This window comes from bacterium, assembly GCA_035454885.1.
Taxonomy (GTDB): Bacteria; UBA10199; UBA10199; order JACPAL01.
On the sequence record DATIGE010000060.1, the window covers coordinates 1 to 22,622 of the forward strand.

General features: G+C 59.9%; 22 protein-coding genes. 6 read left to right on the top strand and 16 right to left on the bottom strand.

Features of this window, described 5'->3' with window-relative positions:
* The 3 genes from VLJ37_10190 to VLJ37_10200 all read right to left on the bottom strand — a co-directional run.
* A partial coding sequence (locus tag VLJ37_10190; protein HSA60039.1) for a hypothetical protein occupies positions 1-530 on the bottom strand: 530 nt, incomplete at its 3' end.
* A 98-nt stretch (positions 531-628) separates the two neighbouring features.
* Entirely contained in the window at positions 629-1,417 is a 789-nt protein-coding gene (locus VLJ37_10195; GenBank protein HSA60040.1) for an ABC transporter permease, read from the bottom strand.
* Positions 1,395-2,219 (bottom strand): ABC transporter ATP-binding protein, encoded by an 825-nt coding sequence (locus VLJ37_10200; GenBank protein ID HSA60041.1) that lies wholly within the window; start codon positions 2,217-2,219, stop codon positions 1,395-1,397. The genes VLJ37_10195 and VLJ37_10200 overlap by 23 nt, the downstream gene beginning before the upstream one ends.
* A gap of 119 nt (positions 2,220-2,338) precedes the next feature.
* Between VLJ37_10200 and VLJ37_10205 the strand changes: the two genes are divergently transcribed.
* Positions 2,339-2,857, top strand: coding sequence for a PEGA domain-containing protein (locus tag VLJ37_10205; protein ID HSA60042.1), 519 nt, complete (start codon positions 2,339-2,341; stop codon positions 2,855-2,857).
* On the opposite strand, the gene VLJ37_10210 is transcribed toward VLJ37_10205, so the two are convergent.
* Positions 2,858-4,888 (bottom strand): thioredoxin domain-containing protein, encoded by a 2,031-nt coding sequence (locus VLJ37_10210; GenBank protein HSA60043.1) that lies wholly within the window; start codon positions 4,886-4,888, stop codon positions 2,858-2,860. It lies immediately after the preceding gene.
* An 83-nt stretch (positions 4,889-4,971) separates the two neighbouring features.
* On the opposite strand from VLJ37_10210, the gene VLJ37_10215 reads away from it, so the two are divergent.
* Positions 4,972-6,795, top strand: a complete 1,824-nt coding sequence (locus VLJ37_10215) for a lysophospholipid acyltransferase family protein (GenBank protein HSA60044.1) — start codon at positions 4,972-4,974, stop codon at positions 6,793-6,795.
* Positions 6,796-6,815: 20 nt separating this feature from the next.
* On the opposite strand, the gene VLJ37_10220 is transcribed toward VLJ37_10215, so the two are convergent.
* The 11 genes from VLJ37_10220 to VLJ37_10270 form a co-directional block, all read right to left on the bottom strand.
* The gene (locus VLJ37_10220) at positions 6,816-7,832 is read right to left on the bottom strand and encodes an MqnA/MqnD/SBP family protein (protein ID HSA60045.1); all 1,017 of its coding nucleotides are present in this window, start codon (positions 7,830-7,832) and stop codon (positions 6,816-6,818) included.
* Between the two features lie 12 nt (positions 7,833-7,844).
* Positions 7,845-8,165 carry a hypothetical protein gene (locus VLJ37_10225; GenBank protein HSA60046.1) on the bottom strand — a complete coding sequence of 107 codons (321 nt, stop codon included), beginning with the start codon at positions 8,163-8,165 and terminating at the stop codon, positions 7,845-7,847.
* Positions 8,166-8,168: 3 nt separating this feature from the next.
* Complete coding sequence (locus tag VLJ37_10230) at positions 8,169-9,017, bottom strand: hypothetical protein (protein ID HSA60047.1); 849 nt, start codon at positions 9,015-9,017, stop codon at positions 8,169-8,171.
* Positions 9,018-9,034: 17 nt separating this feature from the next.
* Entirely contained in the window at positions 9,035-10,051 is a 1,017-nt protein-coding gene (locus tag VLJ37_10235; GenBank protein ID HSA60048.1) for an inorganic phosphate transporter, read from the bottom strand.
* Positions 10,044-10,688, bottom strand: a complete 645-nt coding sequence (locus tag VLJ37_10240) for a DUF47 domain-containing protein (protein HSA60049.1) — start codon at positions 10,686-10,688, stop codon at positions 10,044-10,046. The genes VLJ37_10235 and VLJ37_10240 overlap by 8 nt, the downstream gene beginning before the upstream one ends.
* Before the next feature lie 83 nt (positions 10,689-10,771).
* Entirely contained in the window at positions 10,772-11,455 is a 684-nt protein-coding gene (gene phoU / locus VLJ37_10245) for a phosphate signaling complex protein PhoU (protein ID HSA60050.1), read from the bottom strand.
* A gap of 31 nt (positions 11,456-11,486) precedes the next feature.
* Positions 11,487-12,233, bottom strand: a complete 747-nt coding sequence (pstB, locus tag VLJ37_10250) for a phosphate ABC transporter ATP-binding protein PstB (GenBank protein ID HSA60051.1) — start codon at positions 12,231-12,233, stop codon at positions 11,487-11,489.
* Positions 12,230-13,081, bottom strand: coding sequence for a phosphate ABC transporter permease PstA (pstA, locus tag VLJ37_10255; GenBank protein HSA60052.1), 852 nt, complete (start codon positions 13,079-13,081; stop codon positions 12,230-12,232). Before pstA ends, pstB begins: the two co-directional genes overlap by 4 nt.
* Positions 13,078-13,986 carry a phosphate ABC transporter permease subunit PstC gene (gene pstC, locus VLJ37_10260; protein HSA60053.1) on the bottom strand — a complete coding sequence of 303 codons (909 nt, stop codon included), beginning with the start codon at positions 13,984-13,986 and terminating at the stop codon, positions 13,078-13,080. The genes pstA and pstC overlap by 4 nt, the downstream gene beginning before the upstream one ends.
* Before the next feature lie 9 nt (positions 13,987-13,995).
* Positions 13,996-15,030 carry a phosphate ABC transporter substrate-binding protein PstS gene (pstS, locus tag VLJ37_10265; protein ID HSA60054.1) on the bottom strand — a complete coding sequence of 345 codons (1,035 nt, stop codon included), beginning with the start codon at positions 15,028-15,030 and terminating at the stop codon, positions 13,996-13,998.
* Positions 15,031-15,103: 73 nt separating this feature from the next.
* Entirely contained in the window at positions 15,104-16,288 is a 1,185-nt protein-coding gene (locus VLJ37_10270; GenBank protein HSA60055.1) for a porin, read from the bottom strand.
* Positions 16,289-16,611: 323 nt separating this feature from the next.
* Between VLJ37_10270 and arsB the strand changes: the two genes are divergently transcribed.
* Positions 16,612-17,670 (top strand): ACR3 family arsenite efflux transporter, encoded by a 1,059-nt coding sequence (gene arsB, locus VLJ37_10275; GenBank protein HSA60056.1) that lies wholly within the window; start codon positions 16,612-16,614, stop codon positions 17,668-17,670.
* Between the two features lie 87 nt (positions 17,671-17,757).
* Here the strand turns inward: arsB and VLJ37_10280 are convergent, their stop codons facing one another.
* Complete coding sequence (locus VLJ37_10280) at positions 17,758-18,126, bottom strand: response regulator (GenBank protein ID HSA60057.1); 369 nt, start codon at positions 18,124-18,126, stop codon at positions 17,758-17,760.
* A 166-nt stretch (positions 18,127-18,292) separates the two neighbouring features.
* On the opposite strand from VLJ37_10280, the gene VLJ37_10285 reads away from it, so the two are divergent.
* The 3 genes from VLJ37_10285 to VLJ37_10295 all read left to right on the top strand — a co-directional run bounded on the left by VLJ37_10285 (position 18,293) and on the right by VLJ37_10295 (position 22,604).
* On the top strand, positions 18,293-20,338 hold the full coding sequence (locus VLJ37_10285; GenBank protein ID HSA60058.1) for an APC family permease: 2,046 nt from the start codon (positions 18,293-18,295) through the stop codon (positions 20,336-20,338).
* 125 nt (positions 20,339-20,463) lie between these two features.
* A complete protein-coding gene (locus VLJ37_10290) occupies positions 20,464-20,628 on the top strand; it encodes a hypothetical protein (GenBank protein ID HSA60059.1) in 165 nt (54 codons plus the stop codon).
* Positions 20,628-22,604: an APC family permease gene (locus VLJ37_10295; GenBank protein HSA60060.1), complete on the top strand. Its 1,977-nt coding sequence runs from the start codon at positions 20,628-20,630 to the stop codon at positions 22,602-22,604. The genes VLJ37_10290 and VLJ37_10295 overlap by 1 nt, the downstream gene beginning before the upstream one ends.
* Positions 22,605-22,622 lie beyond the last annotated feature (18 nt).

Here is a 22,622-nt window from a genome sequence, read left to right on the forward strand (position 1 = left end):
GCGAGATTGATGAGCCAGAACACGGATTTCGTACGAGCCGAGTCGTAATCGACGCGGGCATCAGGACGCGCGCCGGCGTTCAAGCGGTCGAATTCCTCCCGGGATTGAACCGTTCTCCTGAGGATGGGAAGGATCGCCGCCTTCACGGCCGGAGTGGCCTCGATCTGCCGGTAATCCAGCCTTTGCCATTCAAGAGTCCCCGGTGCGCGATAGAGGATGCCATCGTCCATGAACCCGGCGTCGGTCTCGGACCCCTGGCGGACGAGCACCAAGTTGGGATCGAGGCGGAAGTAATAATTCTTGCTGTCGCTTTCCCGGGGCGTTCCCCGTTCGAGGTTCCGCAGGTTCGACAGGGAGAAGAGCTGATCGACGGCAACCTCCCGCGTCGCGTCCTTTTCCTTGACGACGCAGGCGTCGTCGTCGGTTCGGGCGGGATCTTTCGCGTCGCAGGACACGATTTCTATCTCGCTGGGCGAAAGGCCACCGATGTCCAGGATGCGTTGTGCTTGGTCCTTAAGCGTTGTTGTCATGGGGGATGAGACTCCGGAAACCTGTTCGACGGGAACTCCCGAAAGTTGCCGGGAAAGCCCGTCCTCCCAGACAAAGTGTTCACAGTGGAATACGACGACTAGACGACGAGTTTGTAGCCTGAGCGGAAAAGGAGGACGGCCACGGACAGGAGTCCGAAGGCGAAAAAGACCGTCACGCCGATCGAAAGCCAAGGGCAAAGGTCTCCCCGCCCCAAAACCGCCCACCGGAAGGCATCGATGAAATAGAACATGGGGTTGGCATAGGAGACTTTTTTCCAGACCCCCGGGAGCATCGTCACCGAATAGAAGACGCCGCCGAGGTAGACGAACGGCGTGATGACGAAGTTCGAGAAGGTGGCCAGGTGGTCCCAGTCCTCCGCCCACAGGGCCGAGATCACCCCCAAGGACGAGAAGATCGCCGAAATCAGCGTCAGAACGAGCAGCCCCCAACCCATGTGACCGATCGTCAGATCCGTCAGCAGGACCGCCACGGCCACCGTCACGGTCCCCACCACCAGCCCGCGCGTCACGCCGCCGATCACGAAGGCCGCGACGATCTTGAGGGGCGTCAGAGGCGCCACGAGGATGTTCTCGATCGAGCGGTCGATCCTCGCCATGTACAGCGAGGTCGAGCTGTTGGAATACGAGTTGGTGATCGCCCCCATCCCCGCCAGACCGGGCAAGATGTAGAGGATGTAGGAAACGCCCGAGATGGATTCGATCCGTCCACCCAGGGAGTAGCCGAAGATGACGACGAAAAGACCCGTCATGATGACGGGCGGCGCGATCGTCTGGGCGGCCAAACGGGCAAAGCGGTAGTATTCGCGCTCGATGAGCGTCAGGAACCCTGTCAGTCCGGACGGTCTAGGATCGGGATTCATCGACATGAATGGATTTCCCGGTCAGTTTTAGAAAAACCTCTTCAAGGCTGCCCCGATGGACGTCGACGTCGTCCACGCCGAACCCCTCGAGCCTTGCCTTCTTTTCGCCGTTCACGTCGAAGTAACGCTCACAATGGCGCGCGATGAGCTCCTCCGGCGCCCCGATCTCGACGATCCTCCCTCCTTCGATGACGCCGACCCGGCCGCAAAGGGCCTCGGCCTCGTCGATATAATGCGTGGTCAGGATGATCGTCGTGCGGCTGCGGCTCAAGCTCCGCAGGTACTCCCAAAGCTCGTGGCGCTGCTCGACGTCGACGCCCGCGGTGGGCTCGTCCAGGATGAGGATTCTCGGATAGGTCATGAGCGATCGGGCGATGAGGACCCTCCTCTGCATGCCTCCGGAGAGCTTCCAGTATTCCACCTCCGCCTTGTCGCCGAGTCCGAATTGTTCCAGGAGCTCGCCCGCGCGGCGGCGGCGATCCTTGCGGGTCAGTCCGAAGTACCCGCCTTGAAATTCCAAGGTCCTGCGGACGGTGAAGTAGCGGTCGATGTTGGGCTCCTGGGGCGACAGACCGATCGCCGCCTTGGCCGCCATGGGATCCTCGCGGACGTTCTTTCCGAAAACAAAAGCCTCGCCCGAGTCCGTCCGCGCCAAGCCGACAATGACCTTGATGAGCGTGGTCTTCCCGGCCCCATTGGGACCGAGCAGGCCGAAAAACTCGCCTTCCGCGATCCCAAGAGACACGCCGTCCAAGGCGCTCACCGCCTTGTAGGACTTGCAGACCGAATGGAGGGTGATCGCATCCATGGTTTGGACTTTGTTCCCCCAGAGCCGTATGATACCGACGTAATCGGTACTGGGCTAAAGTCTTGTATTATTTTTGTGTAGCCCTGTAGTCAAATCCTTACACGCGGGAGGCGTTCATCGTGCGCCCAAGAATCCTGTCTACCTTCTTCCTCGTCTCTGTCTCACTCTCGTTTTCGATGACGGCCCGGTCCGAATCAAAAAGGGACTGGGCGACCCTCTCGGTGGATTCCGAACCCCGCGGTGCCGAGGTGTACGTCGATTCGGAGTATCAGGGCGTCACCCCCCTCCAAAACGCCCGCGTACCGGCCGGGTACGTGCCGGTGACGCTGCTCAAGGAGGGATTCGTCCGCCAGACCACCCGCATCACCCTCAAGGCGGGCGAGACGAAGTCGCTGGGAACGATCCAACTCGGCAGCGCATTCGGAGAGATCTTCATCAATAGCTATCCGCCGCGCGCCACCGTGTACCTGGACGGGGACAAGATCAAGGCCCGCACCCCCCTCACCATCCGCAAGGTCCCGCGCGACAAACCGCACACCATCCGTCTCCAGCTCGAAGGCTACGACGAGTGGGAACGCGAGATCATCCTCGAGGGGAAGGACAAGAAAAAATACGACGTCGAGCTCGAGAAGAGATAATCAGTACAATCGGTAGATCTTCGCGGACTTGAGGGCGGGCAGCACGTCCGCCAGGTCCGTCGCCGGCTTCCGGCAGGCGTGGGCCTCACAAAGATAAACGGCGGCCCGGCCTTGAATCGGCCCCTTGCCTTGGGCCAGCGGCGAGACCCCGCCGGCCGCCAGCACCTTGTTCGGCAGGAAAAGACGATGGATTTCGCCGATCATGGCGTTGCGGGCCGGATCCTCCGCCTTTCCCGCCACGACGATCTCCTTCGACGCGTCGGTCGCGTAGTCCACGGCCATGAGGAGGGCCGGCGACGCCTGGGGGTGGGACGACACGAACTCCGAAAACGCCTTCACGAGGGCCTCGGCCTTGTCCTGAAACGAACGGTCGAGCGTAAATCCATAAAGACGAAGCAGGTTCAGGGCGGCGACGGAGTTCCCGGAAGGGACGGCGCCGTCGTAGATGTCCTTGGACCGGGCGATGAGCGAGGGATCACCGGCGGCGGTGAAGAAATAACCCCCGTCCTTAGCGTCCCAGAAAAGCTCATCGGATTTTTTCTGCAATTCAAGGGCGGCTCGGAACCAACGGTCATCGAAATCCGTCTCGTACAGGTCGATCAGCCCCCAGATGACAAACGCATAGTCGTCCAGCGAGCCGTCAAAGCGCACGTCGCCGTCCCGGTAGCGGCGGTTGAGGGCCTTCCCGTCCCACATCCTCGTCAGCAGAAAGTCCGCCGCCTTCCGGGCGGCGATGAGATACCTCTCCTCCCCCAGGACCTGGGCGGCGTAGGCCAACGACCCGATCATGAGCCCGTTCCACGACGCGATGACCTTGTCGTCCTTGGAGGGCGGGACTCGTTTTCTGCGGGCGGCGAAGAGCTTTCCCATCGCGCACGACAGGGGCGTTTCGGAGCGCAAGGCCCAAGGCGCCCCCTCCTTGAAGGTCAGGATCGTCTTGCCTCCGCCTTCGGCGGAGAAGTTGCCGCGGGGCGTGACCTGAAGCAGGTCCCTGACGTTTTGGAATTCATCGGCGGTCAGCAGGCCCTTGATCTCGTCTTCCGTCCAAACGTAGAATTTGCCTTCTTCGCCCTCGCTGTCGGCGTCCTCCGCCGAGTAGAAGCCGCCTTCCGGTGACGTCATGTCGCGGAGCGCATAGTCGAGCGTCTCGCGCGCCACACCCGCCCACATCGGATTTTGATCGATTTGATAGGCTTCGAGATAGGTCCGGGCGAGGAGGGCGTTGTCATAGAGCATCTTTTCGAAGTGCGGCACGAGCCACTGGCCGTCGGTGGAATACCGGTGAAAGCCCCCGCCCAGATGGTCATAGATGCCTCCCCGGGCCATCCGTTCCAGCGTGAAGGTCCCCATGGAGAGGGCCTTCGCCTCGCCGGTCCTCCGGTGGATGCGGAAGAGGAGCGAGATCGTCTCGCTCCGGGGAAATTTGGGGGCGCCTCCGAATCCGCCGTCGCGCGGGTCATAGACGTCTTTCAGCGCCGTGTAGGCCCGGCGGAGGGTCTCCTCCGAGAGCATGCGCCCCGAAGCGGAGCTCCTCCCCGTCGCCTTGAGGGCGTCGCCCACTTCCCTGCCGGACTCCGCGATCTTTTTGCGGTCCGACTTCCAGAGCTTGGAGATCTCCAAGAGGATGTCCTTGAACCCCGGCCGCCCCCAGCGGCTCTCGGGAGGGAAATAGGTCCCTCCCCAGAACGGCTCCAGGTCGTGCGTCAGAAAGGCCGAGAGAGGCCAGCCGCCCGAGCCGGTCATCCCCTGCACGGCATTCATGTAGATCTGGTCGACGTCCGGGCGCTCCTCCCGGTCCACCTTGATGCTCACGAAGTGCTCGTTCATCACCCGGGCGATGTCTTCGTTCTCGAACGACTCGCGTTCCATGACGTGGCACCAGTGGCAGGTGGAGTAGCCGATGGAGAGGAAGATGGGCTTGTCCTCCCGCCGTGCCTTTTCGAAGGCCTCGGGGCCCCACGGATACCAGTCGACGGGATTTCCGGCATGTTGGAGCAGGTACGGGCTTTTTTCGGCAGCGAGACGGTTCATTCCGATAGTCTTGTCCGAAACCACCGAAAGGGGCAAGGACTGCCCTCTTGCCTCTCACCCACCCCCGGCGGTAAAAGGACCCCATGGTCCGAGACCTCATCCCCTGGTTGGCGGTCGTGATGTACTTGGTCCCGATCATCGGCACCCTGGCCGCCATGAGGCGGCGCGCCAAGGCCGTGTGGTCCGTCGGCGACAGCCTGCGGCGGCTCCTTCCCGAGGACCGTTTTTACCGATGGGTCAAATCCGTCGAGACGCGCTACCGGGGCTGGCGGGACCGGCATCGGATCGGCTCGATCGTCGACCTCGACCGGCTGAATCTCTTCGCCGGCAAGGCCGAGTACGCCTTCGGCCACCTCCGAGACTACACGGTGGGGGTCTACATGATGGCCGCCTTCGGCGTCGACCTCACCCTCATGCTGTTCGGAAGCCACGAAACCCGGGCGCACCGCTTTCTCTCCATGTTCTACCACGGCACCTTCGCCCTCCTCTCGATTTGGACCTACAAGCGCCACGTCGCCGCGGGTCTTCAGATGACCGAGTTCATGCGGGTCAATCCCCTGGTCCATCCGCAGGAATTCTTCGAGCATTATTACCGCCGGATCGGCCCCTCCAACGTTCCCGTTCCCACGCGTGCCGCGCGCACGGTGAATCCGACGGACATTTCCTACCATACGGGAAAACCCTCCCGCCAAAGCCACTGGCTTCTCATGAAGGGCTTTTACGACACCGCGATCTTCGCGCGAAGCGCCTACAAGGCCCTCGAAACCATCGGACGCGAGTACGGGCGCGAGGTCTTCGATGTCATGGCCTCGCTCTGGGGTTCGCGCATGTTGCAGATCTTCCAGGCGCGCATGGCCGTGGAGGGCGTCGAGAAGTTCCACAATCTCTCGGGGAAAATCGTCCTCGTCTTCAACCACAAGTCGCATCTGGACTTCGTCTTCAATTTTTTCGGCCTGAGCTCCACGCACCTGGCTGGCGGCAGGCGCATTCGTCCGCGTTACATGGCCGCCAAGGACCATTTCGTCGACAACAAGTACGTCTACAGCGGATTGGGCATCGGAAAGCTCATCGAGGCCAACGACATGGTCTTCGTCGACCGCAAGGGCAAGGGAAAGGACGCCGTCCTGGACGCCTGCCGAAAGCTCGTCGACAAGGATATCGAGATCGCCATGTACCCGCAGGGAACACGGGCCGTGGGAAATTACGGGCCCGAAGGCGAGCGCCGCGACGCCGGCTTTTACACCACCGGCACCGCCAAGTCGCTCAAGGAGAACCTGGGCCATCTCAAGAAAGGCTGCGCCTTTCTCGCCATCGACACGCTCATGGCGGGGCGGGAGAGCGGACGAAACTATCCGGTCCACCTCGTCTTCATCGGCATCGACGGCACCGCGAACCTCGTTCCCAAAGGCTCCTTCAAGGTTCAGACGGAGCAGACGGTCAAATTCACCGTGGGGGACATCCTGACGCTCATGCCGGACGAGGCGGACGGACTGGAAAAGCCGGCGGGGGCCCTGGCGGAAACTCCGGAACAGCAAAAATACCTCGACCTGGTGGACCGCCTTCAGAACGGGATCAACGACGGTCTCGTCAAGGCGCTCAACCTCCATGAAAAGCTGAAAAGCCGGTTCCTACGCGAAGTCCGCGAGGACGGTTTGATCCCCAAGGACCAGATCCTCATCGCCGGCCACAAGCTCCAGCAGACGCCGGACGCCTATCTCGTGCTGGACCGCATCTACGCCCTGCCATGGGAGGAACAGGTCGTTTTTCTCAAGGAGTTGGGGCGCCAGTTGATTGCGGGGGAGGACTTGAGCCTTCTCAAGAACACCGTCACCGATCGTCTCTTCCGGCATCGGGGGAAAGAACTCAAGGCCATCGCGCAGCAAGAGAAGGCGAAAAAGGCTTCGTAGGGGCTTGAGGCCTCAAGCCCCTACCTGGATTCCTCTGAGGACGGTGGCTCCTCCGTCATCGGAAGGGTGTTCTCATCGGTCACGGGCGCCGTTGATTCCGCGGTTCCCTCCGCCGATCCGCGCGGCGCTTCCTCGACCGCCTCCGCCCCGCCTCCCCTGACGCGGCCCCTCTTCACGTCGTAGACGCAACCGTCCAAGTCCACCGGTTCCTTCAGAATGCCTTCGCGATAACCCCGGTCCAGGAAGGCCTTGATCGCCTTGAAACCGGACCGTCCGAAGTCGATCGTCCAATTGTTCACGTACATGTCGATGAACTTCTGCGCCTTCTCGGCATCCATCCCGCGGGCGAACGGCAGCGCATGGGCCAACGACTCCTCCCGGTGCTCCAGGCCGTACTCGATGCTCTTTTGAATCAGCTCCGCCACCGTCTTGAGGACGGAAGGGTCCAAATCACGCCGGACCGCAATGCCCCCCAGCGGAAGCGGATGCCCCGTCTCCTTGTGCCACCACTCGCCCAGGTCGACCACCTTGTGCAGCCCCTTTTCCCCGAATGTCAGCTGCCCCTCGTGGATGATGAGACCCGCGTCGATCTTCTTCTCCGCGACCTCTTCCAGGATCTTGTCGAAGGGGTGCTGGCTGTAGCAGATGCCGGATTTTCCCTCGCCCGCCACGTGGTGCTCGTAGAGCTTCAGGGCCAGGAAGGCGCTCGTCATCTTGCCGGGGATGCCGACCCGCATTTTCAGGATCTGCTTGGGCTTGAGGACCTTGGACGAGACGACGATGGGGCCGTACTGGTCCCCGAAACAGGCGCCCGTCGTCAGGAGGTAATACTTGTCCGCGATGTAGGGATAGACGTGGAACGACACCGCCGTGACCTCGTAAGTCCCCGTCATCGCCTTCTGATTCAGGCTCTCGATATCCTCCTGGACGTCGACAAACTCGAGCCCCTCCGGCCGGTCGATCCTGCCCTGTAGGAGGGCATAGAACATGAACGCGTCGTCGGCGTCGGGGCTGTGGGCAATGCGGATCTGGGTCATGTAGTACGCTCCTTAAGAGCCGTATCGATACAATTCATCCAAATGACGGTCAAACTCTTTGTGGGCGGGGTTGGGCGTGAATCCCCGGTATTCGGCCCGGCACTTGTAGCAGACGGTCATCCATTGGGTCCGGCGGTAGATGATGAAATCGATGATCGCGGCGACAATGAGGGAGGCCCCGTAGGTCCAGGGCACCAGGATCGCGGCGACGACCACGATGGGGATCGCGATCTTCCGGGGGAAGTCCTTTTGGAGGTAAAGGTCCTTGGCGCCGCAGGAGAGGCAGAGGTCGATCGTTTCCCCGGGGCCTGTTGCAATGATCTTTTCGGGCATGGTTTATAATGGGATCGCCGAAAGGAAGAACAGATACCTCGCCGCCAGCTCCCCGATGAACACGAAAGCGATCGCCACGTACATGATCCCCGTCGCCGATTGGTTCGACCCGATCCGCGCCGTCCCCCAGATCATCCCCACGACGACCGCCGGGATGAGAAGGCCCACCAAGACCCTCTGCCAGAAGAATATGCCGTGCCCCTGAAAGGACACAAGCGCCGTCAAGAAGTCGACGTCCGGCCGGATCACTTCCTTGAAGATCAAGAGGGTGGAGCCCACGGCGGCGATCCGCAGAGCGATGACGGCGATCAGGATCCACGCCATGGAGACCAGCAGCTTCTTGGGCATGTCCGTGTTCATGAGGTAATGGTGTCCGAACATCATCCCGGCCAGGAATCCTCCCAAGACCAGCGCCGTCGTAATGAAGTTCATGGGCAGGAGGACGTTCTGGGCCCACACCGGGGACAGGGCCGCCCGGAAGAGCAGCGAATCCATGGAGACGGCCGCCAGCCCCGCCGCCGCAATCAGGACGAGCTCCGGCCGCGAGGGCGACCGTTCGCCAAACCGCATGCGAAGCCACAAGAACACGCACAGGCCCAGAAAGACGTAGAATGCGGCGAAGACCCAGGCCTCGGAAACAGTGGCGGGAGCCCCGCCGCCGAAGATGCCGGACAGGGTCAGCGTGGAGCGGTGACGGACAAAAAGCGCGACCGCCGTGAAAAGCGCGGACCAGAAGCCGATCGACCCGTAGAACCGGGGATCCACCGCCTTGGGCGGCAGCAAAGCCACGGACACGACCATGCCCACGGCCATTTGAGTGAGAAAAAGAACGAGAATGTAGCTGATGCTCATGGCCGCGGAGAATGATCTCAGGCCGCCAAATATGCAATCGCTTTGATCGCAAGGTAGGCGAGCGAGGCGATGGCGGCGGAGGCGGGAATCGTGAAGATCCAGGCCGCGATGATGCGGTTGACGATCCCCCAGCGGACCGCGGAAAGGCGACGGGTCGCGCCGACCCCCATGATCGATCCCGTGATCGTGTGCGTGGTGCTGACCGGAATGCCCATGAAAGTCGCGAGAAAGAGCGTCGAGGCCGCCGCCGTCTCCGCGGCGAAGCCGCCGACCGGCTGGAGCTTCGTCAGCTTCATGCCCATCGTCTTCACGATCCGCCATCCTCCGAACATCGTCCCGGCGGCGATGGCCGCGTGGCAGCAGACGATGACCCAGACCGGCACGTAGAAAGCCGCCCCCAAATGACCGGTCGAAAACAGAAGCACCGCGATGATGCCCATGGTCTTTTGGGCGTCATTGCCCCCGTGACCCAGGCTGTAGAGGCTCGCAGAAACCAACTGAAGTTTGCGGAAATGCTTGTCCACCCGCGACGGCGAGGAGTCGCGGAAGAGCCAAATGATGATCGTCATGATGATGAAGCCGAGGATCAAGCCCATCACGGGCGACACGACGATAAAAACGAGGATCTTGTAGAGTCCCGAGGTCACCAGCGACCCAAAACCCGCCTTGGTCACCGCCGCCCCGACGAAACCGCCCACCAGCGCATGCGAACTCGACGTGGGCAACCCCCACCACCACGTGAGCAAATCCCAGATGATCGCTCCCAGGAGCGCGGCGAAGACCGTCGCCACGGACATGACGGCCGGATCGACCGTCCCTTTGCCGATGGTCGTGGCGACGTGCACGTTGAAGACGAAAAGGGCGACAAAGTTGAAGAAGGCGGCCCACACGACCGCCCAGCGGGGGCTCAAGACCCGGGTGGAGACGATGGTCGCGACGGAATTGGCGGCATCGTGGAAGCCGTTGATGAAATCGAAGGCGAGCGCCACCAGGACGACGAACGCGACGACCGCAAGGGAATGGGGATCAGGCATTCTTCAGAACGATTCCTTCGAGCGTGTTGGCGACATCCTCGCAGCGGTCGGTGGCGTTTTCCAGCGTCTCGAGGATCTCCTTCTCCTTGATCAGCTTGATCGCGTCCTTCTCGCGCTCGAAGAGGTTCGAGATGGCGCGCCGGAGGGCCTCGTCGGCCTCGTTCTCCAGCCGGTTGATCTCGATGCACTGGGCGAGGATGAGCTCGGGCTTCTTCGCCATGTCGCGGAGCCTCAAGACCGCCTTCGAGACCTCCTCAACGGCCCTCACGAGGATTTCCACGACCTTCTTCATGTCCGGGCCGGCGGGCGGCACCTTGTAGAGGACCACGCGGTTGGCGGTCCCGTAGATCAGGTCCAGGATATCGTCCATTTCCGTGATCAGCCCGTGGATGTCCTCGCGGTCGATCGGCGTGATGAACGTCTTGTTCAGCATCTCCACCGTGTCGTGCGTGATCTGGTCGCCGTCGTGCTCGCAGTCCTCGATGGCCTTGAGCTTTTTTTCCAGGCCGTCGCCGCTGGAGAAGAAATCATCGAGAAGACGGGCCCCATGCAGGATCGTGTTCGCCGCCTTTTCGAAAAGATCGAAGAACTTCGGAGTTTTGGGAAAGAGACCCACGTCGACCACCTCCAGATCCAAGGGTGAGACGCCCTCTTGGTGTTCGCGGGTCTCTCTAACGGCAAACTTCGCGTGACGTCAACGTGAAAACGGAGTGACGGGCCCTAACCGGCGGTCTTGCGTCCGCCGTGGCGGATGTCGCGGCCCTGGACCATGAAGATGACTTCCTCGGCGATGTTCGTGGCGTGGTCGGCAATTCTCTCCAGCTGCTGGGCCACGAGGATCAATCGTGTCCCCCGCTCGGCCGCCTTCGGGTCCTTTCCCATCATGCCGATCAGCTCCTGAAAGATGCTGTGCTCCAGGGAGTCGACGTCGTCGTCCATCTCGCAGACCTTCTGGGCCATGTCGACGTCCTGCTTCACGAAGGCGTCGAGGGCCTCTTGCACCATCCCCTGCGCCTTCACCGCCATTTTGGGAAGGTCCGAATAGGGTTTCAACTGAGGCTCGCGGTTCAAGGCGATGGCCTGCTCGGCGATGTTCACCGCCAAATCGCCCATGCGCTCGAGGTCCTTGGAGGCGCGCAGCCCGATGGTGATGAAGCGCAGGTCCGAGGCCGCCGGCTGGCGGAGGGCCAGGAGTTTCAGGCACAGGTCGTCGATCTCGATCTCCAGGCGGTTGACCTCGAAATCACGCCGGATGACGTCCTCGGCCGTCTTGGAATCGCGCTCTGTGAGGGCCCTCATCGAGCGGGTGATCATCTCCTCGACGTTCCCGCCCGCCTCGAGGATTTTTTCCTTAAGCTGCCTCAACTCTTCATCATACTGTTTGTCGGTGTGTTGTTTCATGATGAGCACCTCTCAAATTCAAGATCGAATCGTATTATCCAAACCTTCCGGTGATGTAATCCTCGGTTCGTTTTTCTTTCGGATTTGTGAAGATCATCTCGGTCTCGCCCCATTCGACCAAATCCCCCATGTACAGGAAGGCCGTACAGTCAGAGACGCGCGCGGCCTGCTGCATGTTGTGGGTGACGATGACGATCGTGTATTTCGACCGGAGTTCGTGGATCAATTCCTCGATCCGCGCTGTCGAAATGGGATCCAGGGCCGAGCACGGCTCGTCCATCAGGAGAACCTCGGGATTGACCGCCAGGGCCCGGGCGATGCAGAGCCGCTGCTGCTGCCCGCCGGAGAGGCTCATGCCGGAATGAGCCAGGCTGTCCTTCACTTCCTCCCACAGCGCGGACTTCTTCAGGCAATCGATGGCGACCTCCTCCAGGCGCGACCGGTCGCGCGTGCCATTCAACCGCAGGCCCGCCACCACGTTGTCCAGGATCGACATCGTCGGGAATGGGTTCGGCTTTTGAAAGATCATCCCGACCCGGCGCCTGAGTTTGACCGGGTCCTCCTTCAGGACATCCTTGCCGTCCAAGAGGATACGGCCTTCGACCTTCGCGCGCGGGTCCACTTCGTGCATGCGGTTCAAACAACGGAGCAGCGTCGACTTGCCGCAGCCCGAAGGCCCTATGACGGCCGTGACCGTCTTCTCCTCGATGGAAAGGTCGACGGCGTTCACCGCCTTATGATCTCCATACCAAGCGCTGACCTTTTCAACCTGAATCTTCATGAGCGTTTCCCCGCAAGCCGGTTCCGGATGAAGAGCCGCGACACGATATTGAGCAGGAGCACGAGCGCAATCAAGACCGTCGCCCCCGCCCAGGCCTGCTGGTGCCAATCGTCGTAGGGACTGATGGCGTAGGTAAAGATCTGAAGCGGCAACGCCGCAATCGGCTGTTTTAAATCCGTGCTCCAAAACTGGTTTCCGAGAGCGGTGAAGAGAAGCGGCGCGGTTTCACCGGCGATGCGGGCCACGGCGAGCAGAATGCCCGTAACGATTCCACCACGCGCGGCCTTGAGCACCACGTACACCAAAGTCTTCCAGTAAGGCAGCCCCAGCGCCAGCGCCCCTTCACGCAGGGCGCGCGGCACCATGCGCATCATCGTTTCGGTCGTCGACAGGATGGTGGGAATCATGATGATGCCCAGCGCCGCCCCGCCCGCCAGGGCGGAGAAATGATGCATGGGCCGGACCAAGATCGTATAGGCGAACATGCCGACGACGATCGAGGGCGTTCCGTTCAACAAGTCGGAGGCGAACCGCACCGCCTCCGCCGCCTTCCGCCCTCCATATTCCGACAGATAGATCCCGCCGAAGATTCCGATCGGAAGGCCGAATGCACAGGCCAGAACGAGCAGAATCAGGCTTCCCATGATCGCATTGGCAAAACCACCGCCCGTCTCTCCCACCGGCTGGGGCATGTGGGTGAAGAAATCCCAATTGAGAGAACCCAAGCCGTGCGACAAGATGTGAAAGAAAATGAGGAAGAGGGGCAACATGGACACCAAGGCCGCGGCCAGGCTGAGCCCCAGCATGATGCGGTTGACCCAATGGCGTCTTGAATCGCGGGACATCATGTTCGCCCCGCCTTTCCGCCAACCTTCCAGACCAAGGCTCTCGCTCCCGCGTTGACCACGAGCGTTACCGCAAATAGCGCCAAGCCGACTCCCATGAGCGAAGAGAGATAGACCTCGCCCGACGCCTCCGTAAATTCATTGGCAATCACCGACGCCATCGTATGGCCGGGCGCCAAGAGCGAGAACGAGATCTCCGGCCGGTTTCCGATCACCATCGTCACCGCCATGGTCTCACCCATGGCGCGTCCGAGTCCCAGAAAGATCGCCCCCAAGAGACCCGGCTTTCCAAAACGGAGCACAGCCATCCGTGTGGTTTCCCATCGCGTGGCGCCAAGAGCAAGCGCGCCCTCGCGCTGATCATTGGGCACTGCCAAGAGCACCTCCCGTGAAATGGAAGAAATGATGGGGATGATCATGATCGACAAGATGACGCCGGCCGCCAGCATGCCGATGCCGTATGGCGGGCCCTGGAAAAACGGCAATAAACCGAACCATTTGATAAGAAACGGCTCCACGCTCGTTCTCAACCACGGAACGAGGAAAAAGAGGCCCCAAAGTCCGTAAATGATGGACGGAATCGCCGCCAGAAGCTCGATAAGAAAAGCCACGGGCGTCCTCAAATAGGGCGGGGCGAGTTCCGAAAGAAAGATCGCCACGCCCAGGCTCAAGGGAACCGCAATCAGCAGAGCAAGCATCGAGGAAACAACCGTCCCGTAAATAAACGGAAGCGCCCCGAAGTCCTCGGCCACCGGATCCCAGACGCTCCGAAAAGGAAACTGCCAGCCAAACTTGCGTATGGCCGGCAGCGATTCCTTAAACAACAAGAGTCCGATCAGTCCGACGATCAGGATCAGAAGGATCGCGAAAAAACGGGTGCCTCCTTCAAAGATCCGATCGCCTTTCATGCACCCGCCCTACGGAGCCACCGTAATCTGAGAGATTGTCTTGTTAACTTGAGTCTTCACGGATTCGGGGAGCGGTGAATAATAAAGGGCGGGAGCCAATTTTTCGCCGTCGTTGATCGCCCATTTCAGGAAATCCACCAGGGCTTTTCCCTTGGCCGCATCATCGGTCTTTTTATAAACCAGCAGATACGTGAAGGAGCTGATGGGATAGGCGTCTTTACCTTCCGGATCCGTAATCGATACGCGGTAATCGGCCGGCATCTTCACCCCGGCCGCCGATGCCGAGACGGACTCGATCGAAGGCATCACGAAGGTCCCGGCCTTGTTCTGAACGCTCGCGTACGGCAGTTTGTTCTGCATCGCATATCCTAATTCGATGAAACCGATCGAACCCGGCATTTGCTTGATGAGACCGGTCACGCCTTCATTGCCTTTGCCTCCCAAACCCGCGGGCCAACTGACCGACTTGCCCGTTCCGACCTTTCCTTTCCAGGCAGGGCTCACCTTGGAGAGATAGTCCGTGAAGACGTAGGTTGTGCCGCTGCCGTCCGTCCGGTGCGCGACAACGATCGCCGTATCCGGCAGCTTCATCCCCGGATTGAGAGCCGCCAGTTTAGGATCGTTCCATTTCGTGAGGTTTCCGAGAAAGATATCGGCAATCACAGGCCCCGTGAGCTTCAGATCATTTCCGATCTCCGGGAGATTGTAGGAAAGCACGACCGCGCCCAAGACGGTGGGGATATGGGTGGACGGCTGCTTGACCAGGCTCAACTCATAGTCCGACAGAGGGGCGTCGGAGGCCCCGAAATCGACCGTCTTCTCCGTAAACTGCTTCACGCCTCCGCCCGAACCGATGGACTGATAGTTGATCTTAATGTCCGGGTGCATCTTGTTATACTCGGAGAACCACTTCGAGTAGATCGGGTACGGGAACGTCGCGCCCGCGCCGTTCAGATTGACTTCCGCGCTCGCAGTAACCATGCCTGCCAAGAGGCAGGAAATGACCGCCAGGCCGGTCATGATTTTTTTGGACTTGCTCTTCATACATACTCCTTCGTCACATCGGCAATGAATGTAATCTCATTTGTGTGACATTTTGGTGACATTATTGAAAAGATTAGAAAACCACCTGAAGCTGGGTCCGGATCCGGTGGTCGTTCAGATTGAGCCCCCGCGGATTCATCAAAAGGGCGTAATCCGTCTGGATCTTGATGCCATGCCCCTTGATGAAATAGTTGAGCGCCACCGCGTTCTCGTATTGATTGGGAATGCCATTTGAGAAGACGGTCCCGGCCTGGCGCAGCGCGACTTCGAAGAGTTTCGGGACGATGAAGTAGCCCACCTGCGCGTTCCAGCCCAGATTGGTGATTTTCAGGAGGTCGTGCGATCTGGAGATCATCCCGGCGCCCTGGAAGGAAAATCCCTTATACTTGTAACCCACGTCCAGGGTCCCGAGGCTCAACTTCGCCCCTGCGGGCACCGTGCCGTTCACGAAGGCGTTGCCCAGCTCATTGAAGGCGTAAGCCACGCCGACACCCAGGTTATGCTCCTGCGAATCATCGGTGTCGGATTCAGAGGCCTTGTATTCTCCTAGTATCGGCATCTCGAAACGGACGCCCGCCATGAACGACTGGTTCCGGTTGATCTGGTTGATTCCGTCGCCGTTCATGAAGAAGACGCTGTAGTTGAGGCCGCGATCCCAGGCGTCGCCGTGAAAGGTGAGCCCGATGTCGCGGGAAAGGTTGAAATGGCCCGTCGAGAGCGACCGGTCGACGAACTGCTGCTTGCCCGACGAGGTGAGCTCCTGCATCAAGAACGGCGTCTTGTACTGACCGACCTTCACGGCAAAAAAGTCATAAGGCACGTAATCGACGTAGTAATCTTCCAACGTCGCCAGGCCCGTCGTGCTCTCGCCCGTCACGGCCTTTGCCGTCTCCGTGCAATCGGCGTTCGTGCAGACGTCCGCGGTCGAGGCCCGGCCGCGCGTGGACAGGTTCATTTGAAAACCGAACTTCAGCTTTTTCTTGAGAGTGAACCCCTCGATCTTGATCTTGCCGCGCTGGATCGCCCAGGTGTCCTTGTCGGCCGCCGCTTCGAGGCCATCGTAAGTGAACCGCGCCTGAACCCGCCCTTGGAGATGGATCATATTATCGCCGTCGCCGATCTTGGTCCCATCCCCCACCTTATAGACGGCCCTCATGCCGCCCTCTTCCTCGGCCCGGAGCGGTCCGGCGGCCCCCATGGCGCCGAGGCAGACCGCGGCTGCGAACAGGATCGCGGTCAGCTTTTTCTTCTTCGTCATATTTCCTCCTTGAATAGGATTTTGTTGCTTCAAAATTGGACGGCAACTTGGGGCGGCCCCGTGACACGTTGATGAGTCCTATGTGACTTTTGAGTGACTTGAAACTTTTTTTACAGGACTTCGCGGACTTCTCTGAGGAGGGAGAGGTAACGTTGCCTGATGATTGTGCCGTCTCAATAGCGGGGAGGGAAACTGTTAGGCTCGCCATCCAAAAATAGGTGGATTTTCTACACACTGCCGGGCAAGCAGTCGCCTGTCGTCGTTCGTGAGGCGATCGACTGGATGCGAAAGTCGCTTTGTGCAAGTCGGCGGTGCGGAAGACAATGGAAAACACTCCGAGAAAGCTCTCGTTTCTGGACCGTTACCTGACGCTGTGGATCTTCCTTGCGATGGCCCTCGGGGTTGGTGTCGGTTATCTCTTTCCCGGAGTGGTTCCGTTCATCAATCAGTTCAATGTTGGGACGACTTCCATCCCGATCGCCATCGGATTGATCCTGATGATGTACCCTCCTCTGGCCAAGGTTCGCTATGAGGAGATGGGGCCCGTCTTCAAGAACTTCAAGGTTCTGGGACTTTCTCTGATTCAGAACTGGGTTGTGGGGCCGATTCTGATGTTCGGTTTGGCCGTCCTCTTCCTGCACGACAAACCAGAGTACATGGTGGGGCTCATCCTGATTGGTCTCGCCCGCTGCATTGCCATGGTCATCGTCTGGAATGATCTGGCCAAGGGCGACACGGAATATTGCGCGGGGCTTGTGGCCTTGAACTCAATCTTTCAGGTGCTGCTTTACTCGGTCTATGCCTACGTCTTCATCACCATTTTGCCAACCCGGTTGGGCCTGCCGGGCGTGGCCGTCAATATCACCATTGGAGAGATCGCCAAGAGCGTGTTCATCTACCTCGGCATTCCGTTCATCGCCGGTGTGATCACGAGGTTCTCGCTGATCCATCTCAAGACCAAGGAGTGGTTCCATACCAAGTTCATTCCTAAGATCAGCCCAATGACGCTTGTCGCGCTGCTCTTCACCATCGTGGTGATGTTCTCGCTCAAGGGTGAGAAGATCGTCCAACTCCCGCTGGATGTCGTGCGGATCGCGATTCCATTGCTCATCTACTTCGTGCTGATGTTCTTTATCTCATTCTTCATGAGCAAGAAAGTAGATGCGACATATGAACGAGCGGCCACACTCTCGTTCACTGCGGCCTCGAACAACTTCGAGCTGGCCATCGCCGTCGCCGTGGCCACCTTCGGCATACAACATGGTGCCGCTCTCGCCGCCGTTATCGGACCGCTTGTCGAAGTACCGGTGCTCATCGGGTTGGTGAATGTCGCCCTCTGGCTGAGGAGCAGGGACTACCGCCCGCAGGAGATCCCGGTATGAAGGGCCACGACGAGTCCCTTAATTAAGATCGACGCCGATGGGACGCCTTCATGCGCTCTATGTGACTTTTGTGTAAACGGGTTTTTTCTAGAGGACATCCCTGACTTCCTTGAGGAGGGATTCGATGGTGAAGGAGGATTTCGGCAGGTAACGGTTGGCGCCGAGGGCGAGACCTTTCTCGATGTCCTCGCGGCTCCCCTTGGCGGAGACGATGATGACGGGGACATCCTTAAAGTCGTCGGAGGATTTGAGGTAGCGGCAGAGCTCGTAGCCGTCGAGGGTCGGCATCATGAGGTCCAGCAGGATCACGTCCGGCCGCGCATCCTCCTCGAGTCCCCACATGGCGTTTAGCCCCGAGGGGGCGGTGACCACCTGATACCCTGCCTTCTTGAGGTTGTATTCGAGTAGCTCCAGCACGTCCGGGTCGTCGTCGATGACGAGGATTTTTTGGGTCATGGTCACCCCCTTACCGGAGCCATTCCTACCTTCAGGAAATGAAAATGCGGTGACGATCAGGTGAAAAGATCGCGACGCGACTCGCTTTTTCGCCTTTTGGGAAAACTTAACAAAAACTTAACTCCCCTCAGGGTAGACTGTCCTTTATAGGACGCCACCCTCGACCATGGGACGCCTCCGACGCATACTTCTGGGACCGGCACGGGACCTCAACGACCCTTCGTTGAGTCATAAGATCTCGCTGGCCGCCTTCCTCGCCTGGGTGGGCCTGGGCTGCGACGGCCTTTCCTCGTCCGCCTACGGTCCCGAAGAGGCCTTCCGCGCCCTGGGCGCCCATTCGCACCTCGCCATCCTCCTGGTCGTGATGACGGCGGTCACGATCTTCGTGATCTCAATTTCCTACTCCACCCTGATCCAATATTTTCCGGGCGGCGGCGGCGGTTATCTGGTCGCCACGAAGCTTTTGGGCGAAAAGGCGGGCGTCGTTTCGGGTTGCGCGCTTCTGGTCGACTATTTCCTGACGATCTCCGTTTCCGTCGCGGCCGGTTGCGACGCCCTCTGGTCCTTTTTTCCGGCGGGGTGGGGCGAATTCAAGCTCATGGCCGAAATGGCGGCCCTGGTCCTCCTCGTGATCATGAATTTGAGGGGTGTTCGCGAATCCGTGACGGTGGTCGCGCCGATTTTTATCCTCTTTGTCGTCATGCATGTCTTCTTGATCCTCTACGCAATCGGCGGCCATCTCACCGCTCTGCCCGCGGTTTTCCAGGATGCCGCCTCCGATCTTCACGAATCGGTCTCGTCGTTGGGCTTCCTTCCGGTCCTTCTCGTGCTCCTCCGCGCCTATTCGATGGGCGGCGGCACCTACACCGGCATCGAGGCGGTCTCGAACGGAGTCGCGACCCTCCGCGAGCCGCGCGTTCAGACCGGCAAGAAGACGATGTTTCTGATGGCCGCTTCGCTCGCCTTCACGGCGGGAGGCATCCTGTTCGCCTATCTGTTGACCAACTCAACGCCGGCCGAGGGCAAGACCATGAATGCCGTGATGGTCGGAAATCTCTTCGGACATTGGACCTTGGGCGGTTTCGGCATCGGCAAGGCGCTGGTGATCGTCACCCTCATGTCGGAGGCGGCCCTCCTCTTCATGGCGGCTCAGACCGGCTTTCTGGACGGCCCGCGCGTTTTGGCCAACATGGCTCTCGACAACTGGGTTCCGCGCCATTTCGCCCAGCTCTCGGACCGCCTGGTGACCAAGAACGGCGTCTATCTGATGGGCGCGGCGGCGGCGGCGACCCTCCTTTACACGAAGGGTCACATCACCACGCTGGTCGTCATGTATTCCATCAACGTCTTCATCACCTTCGTCCTGAGCCAGTTGGGCATGGCCGTGCATTGGATCCAGGAGAGACGCATCGAGCTCAAATGGAAGAAACAGCTCGCGGTCAACGGCGTCGGTCTCGTGATGTGCCTATGCATCCTGGGCGTCACGCTCTATGAAAAATTCGCCGAAGGCGGGTGGATGACGGCGGTCATCACCTGCACGATCATCGCCCTCTGCTTCCTGATCCGGCGTCACTACCGGGCCGTGCGCGAAAACCTGAGGCGCCTGGACGACTTGTTGACGACGGTGCCGATCGTTCCACACGTCGATGGGGGCCATCGGGGGAGAGCAGGATCTCCCCCGATTCAAGCGAGCGACGGGCTTAGCCCGCGCGAGCGAATCGACAAGAACGCACCGACCGCGGCCGTGATGGTCGGGGGATTCTCGGGTTTCGGTCTCCACCAGATCATGTCGATCCAGATGCAGTTTCCTGACTATTTTCGGAATTTCATCTTCATCTCCGTGGGTGTCCTCGATTCGGGCACCTTCAAGGGGGCCGAGGGGGTGAAAAAGACGGAGGAGGAGACGAGGTCCCATCTGGAGCAATACGTCGCCTGGTGCCGTCAAAACGGCTGGGCTGCGGATTACCGGATGGCGGTCGACACAGAAACCGTCAACGCCCTGGAGAAACTCTGCCGTCAGGTCAAGGAGGAGTTTCCGCGGACAACCTTCTTCTCAGGAAAACTCATCTTCCAGAATGAGAAGTATTTTCAGCGCTTCCTCCACTATGAGACCGCGTTCTCGATCCAGCGCCGCCTCCAGTTCGCGGGGCTTCCCGTGATCGTCCTGCCGATCCGGGTGCTGGACGCCCCGGCCACAGCGACGAGCACCTGAAAAACGGATAAGTCATCGATTTAAAACGACTTTCTGCCCTTAACCCCTTTTTCATTCCGAAGGACCCCTTCTTAACAGGAAAGCGGCCGGGTGCGCCGTTATCCTTCGAGTAGATCGGAGGCGTTATGCGCAAACCATTCCTCATCGCAGTTCCGCTGCAGCTCCTGGGAGGCATCCATTCCGTCAAGGAGACCCTCTGCATCAACGAATGGACCCTGGCCCTTGCGCTATTTTCGGCCTTCTTCCTGGGCTGGGTCACGGTCAGGATCGCGGATCGGTATTTCAACTGATGGGACGGCTCCGACGCATTCTTCTGGGGCCGGCGAGAGACCTTCACGATCCCTCGCTGAGCCACAAACTTTCGCTGGCCGCCTTTTTGGCCTGGGTGGGCCTGGGCTGCGACGGCCTTTCTTCCTCGGCCTATGGACCGGAAGAGGCCTATAAGGCGCTGGGTCCGCACGGCCATTTAGCCATCATCCTGGTCGTCATGACCGCCACCACGATCTTCGTGATCTCAATCGCCTATTCCAACCTGATCCAGCACTTTCCCGGCGGCGGTGGCGGCTATCTGGTCGCGACAAAGCTATTGGGCGAAAAGGCCGGCGTTGTTTCGGGTTGCGCCCTGCTTGTCGACTACTTCCTGACCATCTCCGTTTCGATCGCTTCGGGCTGCGACGCCCTGTGGTCATTCTTGCCGGCCAGCTTCGGGCCCTACAAGCTCGCAGCCGAGGTCGCCGCGCTCATGGTTCTGGTCCTCATGAACCTGCGCGGGATCAAGGAATCGGTCATGACGATCGCGCCGGTCTTCCTGCTCTTCGTCGTCACCCACGTCTTCCTCATCCTCTACGCCGTGGGCAGCCATGCGACGGCCCTTCCTTCGCTCTTTCAGGGGGCCTCCGCCGATTTTCACGAATCGGTCAAGGCGTTCGGATTCCTCCCCATTGCCCTGATTTTATTGCGCGCCTACTCGATGGGCGGCGGTACCTATACCGGGATCGAGGCGGTTTCGAACGGAGTCGCGACCCTCCGCGAGCCCCGCGTCCAGACCGGAAAGAGGACGATGTTTCTCATGGCCACTTCGCTCGCCTTCACGGCGGGCGGCATCCTCTTTGCTTATCTCCTGACCAACTCGGTTCCCGTCGCGGGGAAAACGATGAACGCCGTCCTCGCCGGAAATCTCTTTGGGCATTGGACTCTGGACGGTTTCGGCATCGGCCATGCGCTGGTCATCGTGACCCTCGTTGCGGAAGCGGCCCTCCTTTTCATGGCGGCTCAGACCGGCTTCATCGACGGTCCCCGCGTTCTGGCCAACATGGCCTTGGATTCATGGGTGCCTCGGCATTTCGCCCAGTTCTCGGACCGGCTCGTCACCAAAAACGGCATCTATTTGATGGGGGCGGCCGCGATCGGAACCTTGATCTACACGCGCGGCAACATCACGATGCTGGTCGTCATGTACTCCATCAACGTCTTCATCACTTTTGTTCTGACGGAATTGGGCATGGCCGGCCATTGGATCGCGGAGAGGCTCAAAGAGCCGCGGTGGAAGAGCCAGCTGGCCATTCACGGCACCGGTCTCGTCATGTGCCTCTGCATCTTAAGCGTCACCTTGTACGAAAAGTTCGCCGAAGGAGGGTGGATGACCTCCCTCATCACCAGCGCCGTGATTGCCCTCTGTTTTCTGACCCGCCGGCATTATCAATCCGTCCGGAGCAGCCTGAAACGACTTGATGACCTGGCGATCATTCCCATCGCCGCCTTTCAACCGAACGAACAGCCGACGGCGGATCCACCGGAGATCGACAAAACGGCCCCGACGGCGGGGGTGATGGTCGGTGGATTCTCAGGTTTCGGGATCCACCAGCTTCTTTCGATCCAGACTCAATTCCCGCGTTACTTCAAGAATTTCATCTTTCTCTCCGTGGGAGTCCTCGACTCCGGGAGTTTCAAGGGGGCCGACGGCGTCCTGAAAACCGAGGAAGAAACCAGAAATCATCTGGAAAAATACGTGGAGTGGTGCCGCGAAAACGGATGGCCCGCCGAGTACCGGATGGCCGTTGATACGGAGGCGGTCGGCGCACTTGAGGGCCTTTGCCGGAAGGTCAAGGAGGAGTTTCCGAACGTCACTTTCTTTGCCGGCCGGCTCATCTTTAAAAACGAGAAATATTATCACCGCTTTTTGCACTATGAGACGGCCTTCTCCATCCAGCGCCGGCTTCAATTCGCGGGGCTTTCGGTGACCGTATTGCCAATCCGGGTCGTTTGAGAATAGGCTCTATCTCAA